The organism is Arthrobacter sp. Y3221160 (genome assembly GCF_059092585.1).
The window spans coordinates 2,707,617-2,725,357 of record NZ_JBNHHU010000001.1; the positions used below are offsets into that span (position 1 = coordinate 2,707,617).

Sequence of the window (17,741 nt, forward strand, 5' to 3'; positions counted from 1 at the left end):
CCTTCGTCGGTCATCGTCACCATATTACGGTTTGTGCCGCCCGGCCGCCGTCGGAGCAGGCCATGAGGGGCCTGTGGCAGGCGGAGGGCGGCCCCCTGGACCGGGGGCGGCGGGGGTGTGTCGGGCAAACGCCCCGCGCGTCAGGGAGCCAGCGGTTGGCAGTGCGGGCAGAAGTAGACGTCGCGCTGGTCGGCGTCGGTATTGCCTTGCTGGTCGTGGACGATCGGGGTGCCGCAGCGGCCGCACGGCCGGCCGGCCCGCCCGTAGACCCAGAACGATTCGCGGCGGGCGGGCGACGCGGTGGTGCTGCGGCTGCCGCGATCCTTGTTGACCTCCAGCAGTTGCTTGGACTTCAACACCATGGCAGGGAGATCCGGCACCTGGCCCACAGGGGTGGACGGGTGCACCCGGGCAATGAAACAGACCTCGCAGCGGTAGACGTTGCCGATCCCGGCGAGGTTGCGCTGGTCCAGCAGGGCCAGTCCGATCGGGCGGTCCGGTTCCTGCCGCAGCCGCCGCAGCGCCTCCGCCTCGTCCCAGTCCGGCCCGAGCAGGTCGGGACCGAGATGCCCCACCAGCGTGTCTTCCTCGGTCCGCGGCACCACGTCCAGCGCGGCCAGCGCGAAGCCAACCGCCGTCGTCGTGCCGGTGGAGAGGATGAGGCGGGCCTGGAAGGCGGGTTTGCGCCAGCGCTCGCCGGGTTGGTAGATCTGCCAGCTGCCGTCCATGCCCAGATGCGAGTGCACCGTCAGCGCACCGATCCGCATCAGCAGGTGCTTGCCGCGGGAGCGGACTTCGTCCACGGTCTGCCCGGACAGGTCCAGCGTGGCGTAGCGCGGCACCCGGAAGTCGCTGCCGGCGAGCTCTTGCCCGGCCAGCGCCGCATGCAAGCGCCGGGCGGCACGCCAGATGGTGTCCCCTTCAGGCACGGAACCTCAATCCCCGCGGGGTGGAATAGAAGCCGGCATCCATCAGCGCATGGGCCAGCGGCGTGTCCAAAATTCCGGAGCCATTGACCTTTTCCACGGCCATCTTGTCCGCGGCACCGCGACGGATCACCTGGACCAAGGCCCGGGCACACAACGCCAGCGCCTCCTCGTCCTCGGTGAAGGCCAGCAGCGTCTTGCCGCCGCGTTCCGCGTAGAGCGCAAGCTCTCCGTCCACCAGGACAACCAGCGCGCCCGCCTTGCGGCCGGGCCGGTGGCCGGAGTCCTGCGGGGGCCAGGGCAGGGCGGCCCCATAGGGGTTGGCCGGATCGGTCGCAGCAAGGGCCACGGCCGACGGCGCCTGCTCACCCAGCTGCGCATCGCGGCTGAAGGAGCGCAGCCGGTCAACGGTGGGGGAGACGGCGAACTGGGCCGCCCCGAGGTGTTCGATGAAGTAACCGCGGCGGCAGCGGCCGGTTTCCTCCAGTTTGCCCAGCACCTTGTACATCAGCCCGAACCCGCCCGGGATCGACTCGGCGGCCACCGAGCCGCGGGTGACCACGCCGTAGCGGTCCAACAGCAGTTCGGCGGTGGCATGTGCGCGCACGGTGGGGTCGGTCTCCGGCGCCGGCAGCAGCGACCAGCGCCCCGCGACGGTCGGTGGCGAGGTGCGCGGCTGGCCGGGACCCTTGCCGGGACCCGCCCCGGCGCCGCCGGGTTGCAGGCCGGTCCCGTGCAGTCCGGGCAGGCGTCCGAGCCGGCCCAGCCGCGCCGAGCGTGCCCGCGGCGGTGCGTTGCGCTGCCGGTGCGAGGTGGTCCCGCCGGCCAGCAGCGAACGCACCGGGGCGAACGTGTCGTTGGTGATCCGCCCGGCCCACAGCAGGTCCCACAGCGCGCTGGCGACGGCGTTGTCCCCCGGTTGGGTGCCGCTGGCCGCGAGCAGGTCGGTGAGCTGCCGGAAGAAGTAGGCGCCGCCGTAGCCCCCGGTCCCGGAGAGCGCGTTGAGCAGTTCGTATTGCAGCACGCTGGGTTCGAAATCCGGCTGGGGATTCAGCGTCAGGTGCGCGGCGTCGGCCAGATGCAGGCTGATCCAGCCGTCGTTGCCGGGCATCGACCCGGCGCCGGAGATCAGGATTTCGCCCGTGGCGGTCAGCTCGTCCAGCATGGCGGGGGCGTAGTCGCTCACGCGGGACGCTAGGATGAGGGGTTCCCACGCCGACGCCGGGATGGGTACCCCGGACAGTTGGTCCACCACCGTGACTACGCCGTCCAGGCCGCGCAGCTTCGCCCCGACGTTCTGCCAGGTCGGCAGGAACCGGCCATAGGTGGCAGGATCCACCGGTTCGACTTCCTTGCGCAGGGCGGCCAACGACCGGCGGCGGATCTTGCGCAGCACCTCGACGTCGCACCATTCGGTCTGGCGCTGATCCGTCGGGGCCGGAGAAGCCACGTCGGCCGTGCCGTGGGCTCCGCCCTCCTCAGCGGGCGATGCGCCGCCGGGCCGGAACTCGCCTTCGACCACGCGGCCGTCCTTGAGCAACCGTTGCAGCGCGGTGTGCACCACGGCGGTGCCCAGGCCCAGCCGCCTGGCACATTCACCGGCGGTGAACGGGCCATGAGTGCGGGCGAAGCGGCTGACCAGGTCGCCGAGCGGGTCGGCCACCGGCTCGATGAACGCCAGCGGCACGCCCACGGGCAGCGGCACGCCGAGGGCATCGCGCAGCCGGGCCGCGTCTTCCACCGCCGCCCAGCGTTCGCCGCCGGCGACGCCCACCTTCAGGGCGCGGTTGGCCCTCGCCAGCTCGGCGACCAAGGGCTCGACGTCGGCAATCCCGACGGGCGCGGAGCCGGCGGGAACGGGTCCGTCGACCGAGGCATCCGTCGACCCATCCGCCGGTCCGTCCACCAGCGCGTTCATGGGTCCGTTCACCGGTCCGTTCGCCGGTTCGGCGGGCCGGACGCGGGCTGCGATCTCCGCCGTCGTCAGCGGGCCCAGCAGCCGCAGCAAGTCGGCGATGCCCTCCGCGCCCCGCACCTTGCGGTCCTCGGTCAGCCGCTGCAGCTCCTGCTCGGTTTGGGCGATGATCCCTTCGTCCAGCAACTCACGCAGTTCGGCCCGGCCGAGCAGGTCGTTGAGCAGGCCCGGGTCCAGCGACAGGGCCGCGGCCCGGCGCTCGGCCAGCGGGGAGTCGCCTTCGTACAGGAAGCTGGCCACGTAGCCGAAGAGCAGCGAGCGGGCGAACGGCGACGGCTGCTGGGTGGTGGTTTCCACCAGGCGCAACTCCCGGCGCTCGATCCCGGCGGCAATCTCCTTGAGCGCGGGCAGGTCGTAGACGTCCTGGAGGCATTCGCGCACCGTCTCGAGGATGATCGGGAACGTCGGGTACTTGCGCGCCACATCCAGCAGCTGGGCGGAGCGTTGGCGCTGCTGCCAGAGCGGGCTGCGCTTGCCCGGATTCTTGCGCGGCAGGAGCAGGGCGCGGGCGGCGCATTCGCGGAAGCGGGAGGCGAAGAGCGCGGAACCGCCCACCTCCGCGGTGACGATCTGGTCCAGTTCCTCGGGGTCGAAGAGGAACAATTCGGCGCCGGGCGGCTCTTCTTCCATCATGGGCACGCGCAGCACGATTCCGTCGTCGGCGGCCATGGCGGAACCGTCCAGCCCGTACCTCTGATGCAACCGGGCGCCGACCGCCAGCGCCCAGGGCGCGTGAACGGGCATGCCGAACGGGCTGTGCAGCACCACGCGCCAGTCGCCGAGCTCGTCGTGGAAGCGCTCCACCACCAGGGTGCGGTCGCTGGGAACATCGTTGGTGGCCTGCTGCTGCTCGGCCAGGTAGGCCAGCAGGTTCCCCGCGGCCCAATCGTCCAGCCCGGCGGCGGCCAGCCGCTCGCGTGCCGGCTCCTCGGCCGTGCCGGACACTTCCCGGACGAAGCGGCCCAGCGCCCGCCCGAGCTCCACCGGCCTGCCCAGTGAATCGCCTTTCCAGAACGGCAGCTTGCCCGGCTGCCCGAAAGCGGGGGAGACGAGGACGCGGTCGTGGGTGATGTCTTCGATCCGCCAGCTGGTGGCGCCCAGCGCGAAGACGTCGCCCACGCGGGATTCGTAGACCATTTCTTCGTCCAGCTCGCCCACCCGGCGGCCGCCGCTGTTCTTCGCGTCCTCGGAACCCACCAGGTAGACGCCGAACAGCCCGCGGTCCGGGATGGTTCCGCCGGAGGTCACGGCCAGCCGCTGCGCCCCGGGCCGGCCGGTGATGGTCCCGGCGACCCGGTCCCAAACGATCCGCGGGCGCAGTTCAGCGAATTCGTCGCTGGGGTACCGCCCGGCCAGCAGGTCCAGGGTGGCCTCGTAGGCGGAACGCGGCAGCGTGGCGAAGGGCGCGGACCTGCGCACGACGTCGAACCATTCCTCCACGTCGACGGCGCCGAGGGCGGTGGCGGCCACGGTCTGCTGGGCGAGGATGTCCAGGGGATTGGCGGGGATATACAGGGGCTCGATGCGGCCGGCAAGCATCCGCTCGACCGTCACCGTGGTATTGACCAGGTCCTGGCGATGCTTGGGAAACAGCACGCCTTGGGAGACCTCGCCGACCTGGTGCCCGGCACGCCCTACCCGCTGCAGGCCACTGGCCACGGACTGCGGGGATTCCACCTGCACCACCAGGTCCACCGCACCCATGTCGATGCCCAGCTCCAGGCTCGACGTCGCGACCACGCAGCGCAGACGTCCGGACTTCAGGTCGTCCTCGATTTGCGCGCGCGCCTCCTTGCTGACCGAGCCGTGGTGGGCGCGGGCGAGGACGGCATCCGCGCCGGAGGCGGAACCGGCCTGGGCCATGATCTGGGCCGGCGGCTTGGTCTGCGTGCGGGAACCACCGGAACCCGAACCGGAACCCGAGCCGGGCCCCGGACCGGGAGCATTCTCGGCAGCGTCGTCATGGGCGGCGGCGGTGCCCCAGACGTCCTCGCCGGACAGCGGGAGGGACTCGCGTTCGGTCCAGATTTCGTTGAACCGTGCGGTGAGCCTCTCCGCCAACCGGCGCGAGTTGGCGAAGACGATGGTGGACCGGTTTTCGGCAATCAGGTCCACGATCTTCTCTTCGACGTGCGGCCAGATGGACGCGGGCTGCGCGCCGGCTCCCAGTTCCTCCTGGCTGGGCGAGGCCAGCGCGGTCATGTCCTCCACCGGCACCGTCACAGTCAGGTCCCATGACTTCCGGGCGGGAGGGGCGACAATCTCCACCGGGGAATTGCCGCCCAGGAACCGGGCCACGGTATCCAGCGGCTCGACGGTCGCGGAGAGGCCGATCCGCTGGGCGGGCCGCTCCAGCAGGGCGTCCAGCCGTTCCAAGGTGACCGCCAGGTGCGCGCCGCGTTTGGTCCCGGCCACGGCGTGCACTTCATCGATGATCACGGTGTCCACCGACGCCAGGGTTTCCCGCGCCCTGGAGGTCAGCATCAGGAACAACGATTCCGGCGTCGTGATCAGGATGTCCGGCGGGTGGGTGAGCAGCCGGCGCCGTTCATTGGGCGGAGTGTCGCCGGAACGGACGCCGACGGTGATGGACGGGGCGGGCAGGTCAAGCCGTTTGGCGGTCTGGGTGATGCCGATCAGCGGCGCGCGCAGGTTCCGCTCCACGTCCACACCCAAGGCCTTGAGCGGCGAGATGTACAGCACCCGGGTGCCGCGGGACTCCTCGCGGGCGGCGCGTCCCCGCTTGGGCGCCGCTTCCGGCACAAGGACTGGAGGTTCGGCCTGAGTCTGTGCGCGGGAGATGAACGTGTCCAGCGCCCAGAGGAAGGCCGCCAGGGTCTTGCCGGAACCCGTAGGCGCCACCACCAGGGCATGGGAGCCGGCGGAAATGGCGTTCCACGCACCGGCCTGTGCGTTGGTGGGCGCGGCGAAGGCGCCGGCGAACCACTCGCGGGTGGCCGGGCTGAAGCGTTCGAGCACAGACGTCGTCATACCGATGTCTTGAGCCTAGCGGCCGGCACCGACGCTGTGCAGTTCCCGGTGTGCAGTCCGGGGAGCGGGCGGGCGGCTACGGGGCCTGGAAGGTGCCCACGGTCATCAGCACCACGGAGGAGTCCGAGCAGCCGACCGTCTCCTGCTTCGCGACGAGCGATTCCTTTTGGTTCGGCGGGTAGACCCTGACCCCCGCCACATCCGTGAGTCCGCATTCCTCGCCGTAGTTCTGCGCGTTGGTCTGCTGCAGCTGCGCCTCGGCGGTTCCGCCCGGCTCCAGCGTGACGGCAGCCGCCGCTGCGGCCGGGTCCCGTTCGGCCGGCGCGCCCACCTGTGCGCCGTCGGCGTCGACGTAGGAGACGCCGGGGTACCCCTGGAGCGTGCAGGACCCGGTGCCGGTGTTCGTCAGTACCAGCGTGCGGTAGACGCTGCCGGCGGCCCCGGCGCCGGGCTTGGTTTGAATGGCCGCTTCCAACTGGCCGGCGCGGCAGGAACCGTCCGCGGCGCCGCCGCCGGACTCTGGGGACGCGGTGGCGCTTCCCGCGTTTCCGGTCTCCGGGGCGGGTGCGGGGGACGACGACGGCGCGCTGGCCGCGGGGGCGGACGACGCAGCTGCGGTGCCGGGTTCCTGAGCCGGTTGCCCGCATCCGGCCAGCAGCAGTGCGGATCCAACGAACAGGGCCGCGGCGGCCGGGCGCGCCCGGAAACGATTCATCATGGTCATATTAAACACCCTCGCCAGCCGCCCTCCGGCTTGGGACTCCAGCCGGCGGACGGCCGCCTTCAGGCGGGCCGCCCGCCGGGAGCAGCTTGTGGGTCAGGGCCTCTTGCGTGTGCGGACCAGCGCGGTCACGCCGGCGGCCAGGCCCAGCACGCCGGCCCCGAGCCCGGTCCAGCCTGCCACCGTCGCCGCGCCGTTGCCCGCTGCCCCGGCCGCCCCGGCATCCGGAGCCGCGCCGCCGTCGTCGTGCCCTCCGTGGCTGTTGGCGGATGCTTCGCCGATCACGAACGACGGAGCCGGGGAGTCCAGGTCATGGGGATCTTGGCCCTCCGCGGGCAGCTCTGCCCAGTTGATCTCGCCCTTCTCGCAGGTCTGCAGCGTGGGGAAGGCCAGGCTCTCGCCGGGGGCATCGGGCAGCAGCATTTGGAGCTGCAGCGCGTCGCGCAGCCCGTCGGCCACCGGTTCCTTGGCCGTGTAAACAATCTGGCTGACCCGCTCGGTGATGGTGGCCCCGCTGTCCAAGGTTATGGGGGCATCGAGGGTTTCGGTCACCTTCTCAACGTCCCAGTTGGGGTGCACGGTGGGCGTGGCGTCGGCCAGCTGCTCGGGCAGCGAGATAGCAATCTTCGTGGTCGGTGAACCCTCACATCCATGGGAGAAGGAGAACGTCAGCACGGAGCTGCTGCCGGCGGCGTTGTCCTCGGGGGTGACGCCCACGTGGGCGGAGGCTGCTCCGGCGCCAACAGCCAACAGGCCAGCCGTGGCTCCGACGGCCAGTAAAGAGCGAAGGGTAGTGCGGTGAATGGTAGTCACAGAATGCCTTTCGGGAGGCGCTGGGCCGCGGTCCGCGTAGCAAGGCCATAGCGGCCCGTCGCGGCGCAGGGCCGGGGAATCGATGATGTTTAGGACTTGGGTTAGGTCCGGTTTTGGAAGCTCGCCGGCACCGGCGGTCCCCGCAGCGGCACGAGTGTGACCAGGTACTGGGTTAGGAGAGGCAACGGATCTTGCTTGGCGGCAAGGGCGACGCCGGCGGGCGGCAGCGCCGTCACGGTCGACTGGCGGACCAGCGGACGCAGCCAAGCGGCCAGGCTCCACAGCGCAGCCTCGCCGCGCGCCAACATGAGCGCGGTCAGTGCTGTGGCCAGCACATGGGCGGCGAGCATGGCAGGCGAACTCCCGGCGTGGGATGTGGCCGCACAGTCGAGTGCCACGGCAGTGGATCCGGCGTGGCCCGCATGGCCCACGTGTACGGCGTGTCCGTCAGAGTATGGGTCCGGCGCGCAGCGGACGGCTGCGAGAAGTTCAAAGGCTTGGTGCAGTGCGAGCTGTCCGACGGCCAGTACCGCCAGGATCGTCACCAGTTGGAGTTTCCGCCCGGCCAGGATCATCACCGGCAACCATGTCAGCGCGCCCAGCGCCAGGACGACGGCGGCGGGTGGCAGGGTTCCTCCGGCCGCAGTGTGCGCGCCGGCGGCTACGCTGAAGACAGCGGCGGCGACTGCCGCGGACCGCCCGAATCGCAGCGCGCTACCCAAGATCATTCATGGTGGTAGGGACGCCCGCCGGCGATCTCCTGGGCGCGGTAGAGCTGCTCCATGAGGATCAGCCGGACCAGCTGGTGCGGGAAGACCAATTTGGAAAGGGACCAGACGAAGTCGGCCCGCTGGTGGATCGAGTCGTCCACCCCGTACGCCCCGCCGATGATCAAGGTGACGTTGCGGGAGCTGTCCAGCGGCTGCTGGAGGGTGCGCGCGAGGGTGGGCGAATCGATGTTCTTGCCGCGTTCGTCCAGCAGCACCACGAAGTCGTTGGCGTACTTGCCGCTCAGCTTGGCCAGCAGGGTTTCGGATTCTTCCTTGCGCGCGGCGTCATGCTCGCGGGAGGAATGGGGGATCGGCTGCCAGCTGACGTCGAAGGGCTTCTTCATCCGCTTCTCGTAGCGGTCGATTCCTTCCGCCACCCACGACTCGTGTTTGCGGCCGATGGTCAGGATGCGCAGGGTCATCCGGCTGATCCGGGGAATTTGCGGACGGTCAGGATCTGGGCGGCGCGGCCCACCGGACCCTGTTCGTCGAACAGTTCGGTGTCCGTCAGGCCGACGCCGTCGTCGCCGAAGCTCACGCGGGTGTCCAAACCCGTCCACTCGCCCTGCGGCTGGCGGAACAGGTGGATGGTCAGGTCAAGGTTGGGGAACATGTACTCGCGCGGATCCTGCCGCACCGCGATGCCGTTGGCGGTGTCCACGATGCTGACGAAGCGGGCCAGCGGGTGGCTGTCCTCGCCCTGAACCAACGGGTGGAGGGTGCGCGCCCAGACGGTCCGGTTGCCGGGACCGAGGTCTGCCGCGGTGCGGAACTCCGTGGACCGGATGAAGCCGCCGTCCCAGACGCTGGTCATGGGCGCCGGGGGACAGCCGCCGGGTCCGGGAATGGGCCGGCTGAAGGTGCCGGCGACGGCGGCGGTATCACCGGTGAGCAGGCGCCAGACCTGGGCGCGGATGGCCGTGCGGCCTTGCGCGGTGAAAGTGGCCTCCAAAAGCTCAATCGTCTTGCCCGGCCGCAGGACCCGGGTCTGGATCTCGAACTCACCGCCGTGGATGATGCCCAGGATCTCGAAATTGATCCGGCTCATCACCATCTCGGGGCGGGGATGATTCCGCAGCAACTCGTGCACGATCAGGCCGGAAGCCGGTGCCATGTGCTGTTCGTGGTCGTTCCAGGCTCCTTGGGAATGCAGCGTGGATTGGAAGCGTCCGCCGTCCAGGCGCACGTAGTAAGCATCCGGAACTGTACCTCCATCGGCGCCGAGGTGCTCGGTGGCGGCAATGCCGGCGGTGGCCGCGGTGGTGGTGGAATCAACCATGCCCCCACTCTAGCCAAAGCGCGCGGCAGCCTTGCCTCCCGGCACAACGAACCCCACGCCGGCAAACGGGCGGTGCAGGGGTCAACGTTCTCCGACAGGGCGGGGATCGGGCGGGGGCGCCGGGGCGGCGGGCTCGGCCGGCGGCGCCCAATCCAGGATGGCCGGCGGGCCTATCGCATCACAATCCGCGGGCTCGGGCGGGGAAGGCTCCCGGGGCGGACTGGGCGGCTCCGGCTGCTCTTCCTCCTCGTCTTCGTCGCCCTGGTTTTCTTCGGCTGCTTCCACCGCCTTCCGGTAATCTTCCAGCGCCTTCTTGTACTCCTGCCGCGCGTTTTTGTACTCCTGCTCCGCGTTCCGGTTGTCCGCTTCGCACTGCGCCAGGGCGTTCCGGTAGCCGGCCCGTGCATTATCCCGCTGGGTGAAGAATGCCGATCGCTCCGCCAGGGCCTGCTGGTAGACGGCGTATTCGGCCCAGTAGTCATTCCACTGTGCCGCGATCTTGTCCCACTCCTTGTTCACCTTGGCCACCGCGGCGGCGTAGTCCTTGTACTCCTGCACGTCCGTCCGGTAGTGGTCGTAGGCGGCCCAGTAGTTCAGCACGGCCTGTTGCCATTTCCTGGCGCCGGCGGCGAGTCTCGACTCTGCGGCCTGGACACGTTCCCGGTTGGCGGCGGCTGCGTCCCTGGCGTCGAAAGGCACCGGTGACATGCCGGTGAACTCCCAGCCGCAGCCCGGCCCGGCGGCGTCCTCCGTCAGCAGATGGACCTTCGCCGACCTCGCGGGCTCGTTCGCGGGGCTCTTGGGCGGCCGGGGGAACTCCCGGGCGTCCGGCATCGGCGGCCAGACCGGGTAGGCCGGTAGGGCCGCCGGATTGGCCGGCTTGACCTTCAGGTCCGGTGCCGGGAAGGACACGGTTTCGTAGTCGGCGTCAGCCGGGGCCTTCGGCAGCGGAACGGCGGGGATGGATACCGTTCGGGTGATCGTGAACGGCTTGTAGCCTGCGGTCGACCAAGGGGAGCGGGCAGCGTCGCCGGCTTTGGATTCCTGGTCTGCGCAGACGTCGGCGAGCGCGGCCGCGAGCTTCTTGTCCAGTTGCCTGGCCAGTTTCTGCAGCGGTGCGGCTGCCTTTCCCGTCACGAAGGCCAGCACGTCCCCGCGCCGGAAGGTGAGCACCTGCATGGTGCCGTGGCCGTTCTTGGCCGCGTAGATCCGGTGGGCCTGGACGCCGGGGCCGTCCAGTTCCTCGCTCCGGACAGCAATCGCCGCCCCGGCGCAGTTGGCCGCGTTGTCCGCCAGCTCGTCCATGGCTTCGGCGCCGAGGCCGGCGGTGTAGGCGGCGGCGAGCACCTGCACCCTCTCGCCGCGCACCCTGAAGGAACGGGACAAAGCCACCGAGGGCGCCGCGCCGATATCGCACGCGTAGGGCACCGGCAGCGTCGCTCCGCGCTCCACCGGACCCTCCGGCTTCCACTTTCCGGGCGGTTCGGCCAGCAGCCCGGTCAAGGAAATGGAGGCCGGGCTGTCCGTGAGCACCGCGCTGATTGCCACCGGTGTGGCAGGCTCGGCCACCGCCGCGGCCTGTTCCTGCGCGAAGAACATTGGCAGCCCCGATGCCTGCAGGGCCACCAGCCCCGACGCGGTGAGAGACGCCAGGCACAGCGCACCGGTGGCCAGGGCAAGGGCCGGATGTTTCTCGAAGATGGACACCGGGACTCCTTACAACCCGTCGGGGATTGTGATGGCAGTGTTGCTGCCGGCGCTGAGCGTGATGGTCACTTCCTGGCGGAAGGTCAGCCTGCTGCCCGGCGGTGCCGACTGCGCGGTCACCACGTTTTGATCCACCCGCGGGTCCGGTTTGGCCGTTTCCTGCCCGACCACCGGCACCAGGTTGTTGCGCAGCAGCACCGTGATGGCCTCGTTCACGCCCAGCCCGCGGAGGTCGGGCATGGAGCGGGACGTTTCGACGCTGGTGGTCAGCGGGTCGGCCTCGGGCATCGGCTCGGCGGGCAGGCCCTTGTGCAGGCCTTCCATGGTGTCCTTCCATACGGGGCCGGCCAGTTCGGAGCCGGTGAGGTCGTAGAAGGTTTTGCCGTAGGCATGCACCGTCTTCAACGGGTGCTGGGTCCCGCCGCGGGGGTCGCCGAGCCACACCGCCGTCGCATACTGCGGGGTGACGCCCACAATCCAATTCGTGGCGAAGTCATTCGTGGTACCCGTCTTGGCTCCGGCCTGGCGGCCCTTCGGCATGCCCAGGGCGCCCAGCGTGCCCGCCGGGTGGAACGGTTCGGTCAGCACGTCGGCTACCGTGGCCGCCACCGAAGGGTCGATGGCCTGGTGGCAGTTTGAGGCGGGAACCGGGAGCTTCTCCCCGGTATCGCTGCGGATGGCTGCGGTGATGGTGACCGGCCGGCACAGCACCCCGCCGCTGACGAAGGTGGAGTAGGCGTTGGCCATCTCAAGCGGGGAAATCTCGTAGGAGCCGAGCGCCAGCGATGCCTCCCGGCCGTGCAGCTTATCGACGGGGATCGAGGTGATGCCCAGGGTTTCCGCGAACTCGGCGACTTCCTTCACGCCCGTGCGCTCGATCAACCGCACGAAGTAGATATTCACCGAAGCGCGCACGGCCTGGTAGGCGTCGATAGAGCCGTAATTCTCGTAGCCGTAGTTGTGGAAACCACCGGGCGGATTATCCAGCGAGGAGTAATAGGGGCCGTTGGCCAGCAGCTTTTGGCGCGGTGAAATCCCCTGGGACAGCGCCGTGGCGAGCACGATCGGCTTCATCGCCGACCCCACCTGGAAGGCACTGTCGGCGAAGACCACCTCGGTCTTGCCCTTGCCTTCGCCCCAGGACCGGTTCTGTGCCACCGCCGTGACATGCCCGGTGCCGGGTTCGACGACGGCGGTGCCCAGCGCCGCGCGGTTCTTGTTGCCCATCGCTTTGTGCACGGCCTTTTCGGCCGCGTCGATGGCCTTGCGGTCCAGGGCCGTGGTCAGCGTCATGCCGCCGCGCGAGAGCCGGTCCCCGCGTTCTTCCTGGGTCTTGCCGAAGGCAGGATCGGTAAGAATTTCATCCCTGACCAGATCGCAGTAGAACGGGTACTCGGAGCCGCCGCAGCCCGAGGGCACAGATCCCGGGTCGAGGCCGAGCCCGCTGCCGCGGGCCGCCGCAGCTTCGTTCGCCGTGATCGCGCCATGACGCTCGAGCACATTGAGCACGGTGTTGCGGCGGCTGAGCGCTCGATCCGGGTATTTCATCGGATCGTAGTAGACCGGTCCCTTGAGCAGTCCGACGAGCAGGGCCGACTGGGGCAGGGTGAGCTTGGCCGCCGTCGTATTGAAATAGATGCGCGCCGCCGCCTGGATGCCGTACGCGCGGTTGCCGAAATAGACGGCGTTGACATACATGTTCAGGATCTGGTCCTTATCCAGGCGCTTTTCCAGCTGGACGGCGTACTTGGCCTCGCGGATCTTGGCGTTGTAGGTTTCGCCCACCGCCACCGACTTCTCGGTTTCATCCCGGGCATTGTTGACGAGGATGTTCTGTACCAACTGCTGGGTGATGGTGGAGCCGCCCTGGCGCTCGCCGCCCACCGAGTTGCTCACCATCGCGCGGGTGACGCCCATGGGGTCCACGCCGTGATGTTCGTAAAACCGGGAGTCCTCGGTGGACAGCAGCGTGTCCAAAAACGCGGGCGAGACCTGATCCAGGTCCACGTCAATCCGGTTTTCGCTGTAGAAGCGGGCGAATTCCTTGCCGTCCTTGTCGAGCAGGACCGTATGTTGCGGCAAGGCGGTGTCCAGTGGAAGCTCGGCGGGCAGGCCTTCCCACAGGTCCAGCACGGAATCCGTGGCAGCAGAGAAGGCGATGGCCCCCGGCGCTACCAGGGATCCCGCGCTGAGCGCGACGACGGCGACCGCACCGGCCCATCCGGCCACGCGGATCAGGGTGCCCTGCCGGTGCTCCGGCCGGGCCGCAGGCCGCAGCAACTCATCCAGCCCCACGGTTTCCCGCCGCCGGGGCCACCACCGCCGCGTTTTTCTCCGCAGGTGGGCGGCGCTTGGGCCCGCCGGAGCCGGTGTGTGACCGGCAGCCGTTATCGGGGCGCCGCTGGTTGCGCTGCCCGCCGGATCACGATCCTCGTGGTTCACCCGTAGCCCCCGTCCCCCTCAGCAGGCCCTGGACGTCCCCCGACGCCACCACAGGGAAAACCTGCAGACGAATTACCTCAAGGAGGCGGCTCTCGTCAGCCGCCGCGACCTGTGAGGTGGTCTTAGCGTACGGCTAAAATTCCACGACTCAACCTCTTTTTCCGGCGCTTTTCGATAGCTGTCGAAATGTGACATGGGCGGCATTTTTGTGATGGATGTGAAAGGCCGGATTGCGCCTGAAAGCATTGACAGGACCGCTGCCTGGCACTAAAGATGGCACCCGCCCAAGCGCCATCCGCGGCATGGAAGCACGCTGCTAGAGCACGCGCTGGTGAACCACGGCCGACCCTTCGGCGGGTACCGGGACCGGTTGCGGAACTCCCTGCAGATAGACCAGGAAATCCTCGCTGTGCTGCCTTCGGTGGAATGCGGTCAGGACGCCGACATGCTCGTCCCCGTTGGCCGTGGTCACTGAGACGACCCGGCCGATGGCGGTGGGCTTCAAAGCCTTGGCAGGGGTGGCCATTCTCTTACCTCCGAAAGCCAGAGAAGGTGCATGGATCAAGGCTACGCCCCACGTGGCGCAGCGGCAGGATGTTCAGCGAGACCAAGGTCCCGTGAGGGTCGGGTTGGCCGCGCCCGAGGGGTTGTGGACGTGTGCCGGATCGGCGACAGTGATAAGGAGCCGTGCTACGGGTTGGATGAGGGCGTTTGAAAAGAGCGCTGGACATCGACGCCTTCGTTGCGGGCGTGCTCCGGGGCCCCTGACGAACACCTGGTAAATCAGCTAAACAAAGTATCTCCGGATCAGGAGCAGTAATGACGGAAAACGTTCAGCCCGGCGGCGAAGACGCCGTCAGCGAAAACATCGAAGAGTATCAGCAGGATGACCGGCTTACCCCGGCCGACCGCATGGACCTCATTGCCAACGCCGTCGCCGAGGACGCCGACCGGGACGACGAATCCCGCAACCCCGTCAAGGACGAAGGAGCCGGCGATTCCTCCTAGAGAACCTGCGGCACGCTGCGGGACCGGCGGGCAGCCGAGGTAACGGCAGGACAGGGCTACGGCGACCGCTCGCGCCGACAACCCGCGGGCCTGGCCCCTCCGGTACGTGTTGAGGAAACAAGCACCATGATCGACTCCGTCCGGGCATCGAGTCACGGGCACCCGATCGCACTAAACCGGCACCAGCTGGAGGGTGCCGCTGAGACGCTGCGGCTGCTTGGAGAACCCACGCGATTGCACCTGCTGTTGGTCCTGACCGCCGGACCGGCGGGTGTCGCGGAGCTGGTCGAGGCGACCGGTTCTGCCCGCACCATCGTGAGTCAGCACTTGGCGAAGCTGCGCCTCAGCGGCCTGGTCAGTGCCCGCAAGGAAGGGCGCAAAGTCATTTATTCGATAAGCGACAACCACCTGAATCGGTTGATTCAGGAAGCCATCAGTCACGCTGGCCACGCCACGCCCGGGCACCCCGAGAAGGACTGAGGGCAGGTATCGGCCGGGCTCCGACATCCAGCGTGCCGAACCGGCAGCACCACCCGACGGAGGCGCCGTTACGCCGTCCTTCAAGCCGCCACGGGCATCTTTTATTGGGCAAGGCACTCCCGTTGACACTGGGTAATTACGGGGTGGAAAATTCTGAACATACCGATAGGTGCGCAGTTGCGGGGATATTTTTGCAACGGCGCAAACCTTCGTCCGGGTCTTCCCTGGTGGCGCTGAGGCAACCGGAGCGTCGGCGCATCTCGCGATTTGACGCGGGCGACGCCGAAGGAGGCGTTCTATGGACGCGAAGGATGGATCTCGGGGCGCGGTTACCTTCCTCAACAGGCATGAGGCGGAGACCCTCGATGCGCTGGCAGGACTGATAATACCGGGATCAGAGGAAGATCCAGGGGCCCAGGAAGCGGGAGCGGTTATCTATATCGACCGCGCTCTTGCGGGGCCTTACGGGAAACTGCAGCGGTTGTACCGTGCCGGCCTCGCAGCCCTTGACGAGAGTTGCGTCCAGCGACAGGGGCGTACGTTCGTCGAGCTTGACGAGGGAGAGCAGAACTCCGTCCTGGAACAGCTTGCAGGAAGTGGGCTGGACAGTGCGGTGGGCGCCGAACGTGCGGAATCCGACGGGGCGGAGAGGCCCGACCTCGGATTGCTGCCGTATTTTTTCGCCGTAGTGAGGCAGCACGTGGTCGAGGGGACATTTGGAGACCCCGTCTACGGGGGCAACAGGAACGCCGTCGGTTGGCGATTAGTTGGATTTCCGGGCGCCCATTGGGGATACGGCGAAGACGAGATGGACTACGGATTCGACGCCGCGGCCCTGCCCGTCGTAACCCTTCAGGACCTGCGGCATGAGCGAGAGCAGCGTAAAGGAGAGCCGGACCATGGCTGAGCATGTGGACATCGTGATTGTCGGCCTTGGTGCAGCCGGCGGGGTAATGGCGAAAGAGATGGCTCAGGCCGGCATGAGGGTTGTTGCCCTCGACAAGGGTCCGCGCTATGTGGATGAAGATGTCGAGGTCAAGCACGACGAGTTGCGGTACTTCGTCCGGCAGGAAATTTCCCCCAACATGGGCAGCGACCCCGTGACGTGGCGGCCCAACAGGGAGGGAACCGCAAGCGTTTTGCCGTGGTCGGTCGGACCACTCGCTCTCGGTCCTTTGTTTGTGCCTCCCTCCATCGGGGTGGGCGGGGGAACGATCCACTGGGCCGCGTGGGCTTGGCGGTTCCGCGATGCGGAGCTGCGCCTGCGGACTACGCTGAGCGAGCGTTTAGGCGCGGAAGCAGTGGCGGACACCGCCATTGTTGACTGGCCGATGGGGTACGACGAACTCGAACCGTATTACGAGCGGGCCGAGTACGAGATCGGAGTCGCGGGTAAGGCAGGTAACCTCGACGGGGAGATTCAGGAGGGTGGGAACCCGTTTGAACCGCCGCGGAAGCGTGACTATCCCATGCCGCCGCTGCGGATGACGGCGGGTGACAAACCATTCTCGGAGGCAGCGAAGCGGCTTGGCCTGCACCCCTTCCCTGCTCCGGCAGCGGTGAACTCCGTGGAGTACCAGGGAAGAAGCGCTTGCGTGTACTGCGGATTCTGTCGGGACTACCCCTGCCACGTTGGCGCCAAGTCGAGCAGTGCGGTCGCCCTCCTTCCGCAGGCTCTCGAAACGGGCAACCTCGAGATCCGCCCGTACTCGCGTGTTTTCGAGGTGAAGCGGGATGCGACCGGGAGGGCCTCCGGTGTGCGATACATCGATCTCGTGCGGGAACAGGAACGAGAACTCGACGCCGACTACGTAGTGCTCTCGGCATACGCCTTGGAGAACACCCGGCTGCTGTTGGCTTCGGGCATCGACGGGAACGGCGTCGTCGGCAAGTACTTCATGACACATAACTACGGCTGGTTCACCGGCACTCTTCCGGACTGGACTAACCCGTTTGCCGGTCCCGCGGTTGCGACCAGCGTGATCGATGACTACACCTCGGAGCTCGTATCCGGTGACGGCGCGGTCTGGGGCAGCCCGATTATTGGCTTTGGCGGGGATGTTCAGCCGGTGGAAGCCACCCGGAATATGCCGGATTCGGCACCGAAATTCGGGCAGGGGTTCAAGGACTGGATGCGGGACAACTACCGGCGTACTTTCAGCATGTACCACCAGACCGCGACCTTCCCACGTGAAGACTTCTTTTGCGATCTGGATCCGAAGGTTAAGGACGCGTTCGGTCAGCCGGCGCTGCGGATCACCCATGACTGGACGTCGCGCGACGAACAGGACGTGCAGTTTATGCAAGGCAAGAAGCGTGAAATCGCACGTGAGATGGGAATGCTTGAGTGGTGGGAGGCGCCGACCGCGCCGCCTTACCACGTGTCCACCCACGAGGTAGGTACCCACCGAATGGGCGACGATCCGGGCACCTCGGTCGTGGATCGCTACGGCCAATGCCACTCCGTGCCCAACCTCTTAGTTCTCGGCGGAGGACAGTTTCCCACCTACGGCGCCTATAACCCCACGTTGACGATCTATGCGCTGGCTTACATGGCGGCCGATCATCTTCGGGCGGAGACCGGGGCGAAAGCGCGCGCCGAGGTTCCTCATCGCTGAAAGGTTGGAAA

General features: G+C 68.1%; 14 protein-coding genes. 4 read left to right on the forward strand and 10 right to left on the reverse strand.

Annotated features, from left to right (window positions below):
• Positions 1–140: 140 nt before the first annotated feature.
• From AC5RWG_RS12610 to AC5RWG_RS12655, 10 genes are all read right to left on the reverse strand, one after another.
• Positions 141–929, reverse strand: coding sequence for an Fpg/Nei family DNA glycosylase (locus AC5RWG_RS12610; RefSeq protein ID WP_494013076.1), 789 nt, complete (start codon positions 927–929; stop codon positions 141–143).
• Positions 922–5,892 (reverse strand): Lhr family helicase, encoded by a 4,971-nt coding sequence (locus tag AC5RWG_RS12615; RefSeq protein WP_494074231.1) that lies wholly within the window; start codon positions 5,890–5,892, stop codon positions 922–924. The genes AC5RWG_RS12610 and AC5RWG_RS12615 overlap by 8 nt, the downstream gene beginning before the upstream one ends.
• Before the next feature lie 76 nt (positions 5,893–5,968).
• Positions 5,969–6,610, reverse strand: a complete 642-nt coding sequence (locus tag AC5RWG_RS12620) for a DUF4232 domain-containing protein (protein ID WP_494048866.1) — start codon at positions 6,608–6,610, stop codon at positions 5,969–5,971.
• A 99-nt stretch (positions 6,611–6,709) separates the two neighbouring features.
• Positions 6,710–7,426: a YcnI family copper-binding membrane protein gene (locus tag AC5RWG_RS12625; RefSeq protein ID WP_494074230.1), complete on the reverse strand. Its 717-nt coding sequence runs from the start codon at positions 7,424–7,426 to the stop codon at positions 6,710–6,712.
• A 101-nt stretch (positions 7,427–7,527) separates the two neighbouring features.
• A complete protein-coding gene (locus AC5RWG_RS12630) occupies positions 7,528–8,154 on the reverse strand; it encodes a hypothetical protein (RefSeq protein ID WP_494024650.1) in 627 nt (208 codons plus the stop codon).
• Positions 8,151–8,618 (reverse strand): 23S rRNA (pseudouridine(1915)-N(3))-methyltransferase RlmH, encoded by a 468-nt coding sequence (gene rlmH, locus AC5RWG_RS12635; RefSeq protein ID WP_494002273.1) that lies wholly within the window; start codon positions 8,616–8,618, stop codon positions 8,151–8,153. Before rlmH ends, AC5RWG_RS12630 begins: the two co-directional genes overlap by 4 nt.
• Positions 8,615–9,475, reverse strand: coding sequence for a thioesterase family protein (locus AC5RWG_RS12640; RefSeq protein WP_494074229.1), 861 nt, complete (start codon positions 9,473–9,475; stop codon positions 8,615–8,617). Before AC5RWG_RS12640 ends, rlmH begins: the two co-directional genes overlap by 4 nt.
• A gap of 81 nt (positions 9,476–9,556) precedes the next feature.
• Complete coding sequence (locus tag AC5RWG_RS12645) at positions 9,557–11,182, reverse strand: hypothetical protein (RefSeq protein WP_494074228.1); 1,626 nt, start codon at positions 11,180–11,182, stop codon at positions 9,557–9,559.
• A 9-nt stretch (positions 11,183–11,191) separates the two neighbouring features.
• The gene (locus AC5RWG_RS12650) at positions 11,192–13,477 is read right to left on the reverse strand and encodes a transglycosylase domain-containing protein (RefSeq protein ID WP_494074227.1); all 2,286 of its coding nucleotides are present in this window, start codon (positions 13,475–13,477) and stop codon (positions 11,192–11,194) included.
• 463 nt (positions 13,478–13,940) lie between these two features.
• Entirely contained in the window at positions 13,941–14,150 is a 210-nt protein-coding gene (locus AC5RWG_RS12655) for a hypothetical protein (protein WP_494013068.1), read from the reverse strand.
• 293 nt (positions 14,151–14,443) lie between these two features.
• Between AC5RWG_RS12655 and AC5RWG_RS12660 the strand changes: the two genes are divergently transcribed.
• From AC5RWG_RS12660 to AC5RWG_RS12675, 4 genes are all read left to right on the forward strand, one after another.
• The gene (locus tag AC5RWG_RS12660) at positions 14,444–14,632 is read left to right on the forward strand and encodes a hypothetical protein (protein WP_494013067.1); all 189 of its coding nucleotides are present in this window, start codon (positions 14,444–14,446) and stop codon (positions 14,630–14,632) included.
• A gap of 126 nt (positions 14,633–14,758) precedes the next feature.
• Positions 14,759–15,112 carry an ArsR/SmtB family transcription factor gene (locus AC5RWG_RS12665; protein ID WP_494074226.1) on the forward strand — a complete coding sequence of 118 codons (354 nt, stop codon included), beginning with the start codon at positions 14,759–14,761 and terminating at the stop codon, positions 15,110–15,112.
• A gap of 298 nt (positions 15,113–15,410) precedes the next feature.
• Positions 15,411–16,019, forward strand: coding sequence for a gluconate 2-dehydrogenase subunit 3 family protein (locus AC5RWG_RS12670; RefSeq protein WP_494013065.1), 609 nt, complete (start codon positions 15,411–15,413; stop codon positions 16,017–16,019).
• Positions 16,012–17,730: a GMC family oxidoreductase gene (locus AC5RWG_RS12675; protein ID WP_494048859.1), complete on the forward strand. Its 1,719-nt coding sequence runs from the start codon at positions 16,012–16,014 to the stop codon at positions 17,728–17,730. Before AC5RWG_RS12670 ends, AC5RWG_RS12675 begins: the two co-directional genes overlap by 8 nt.
• Positions 17,731–17,741: the final 11 nt, after the last annotated feature.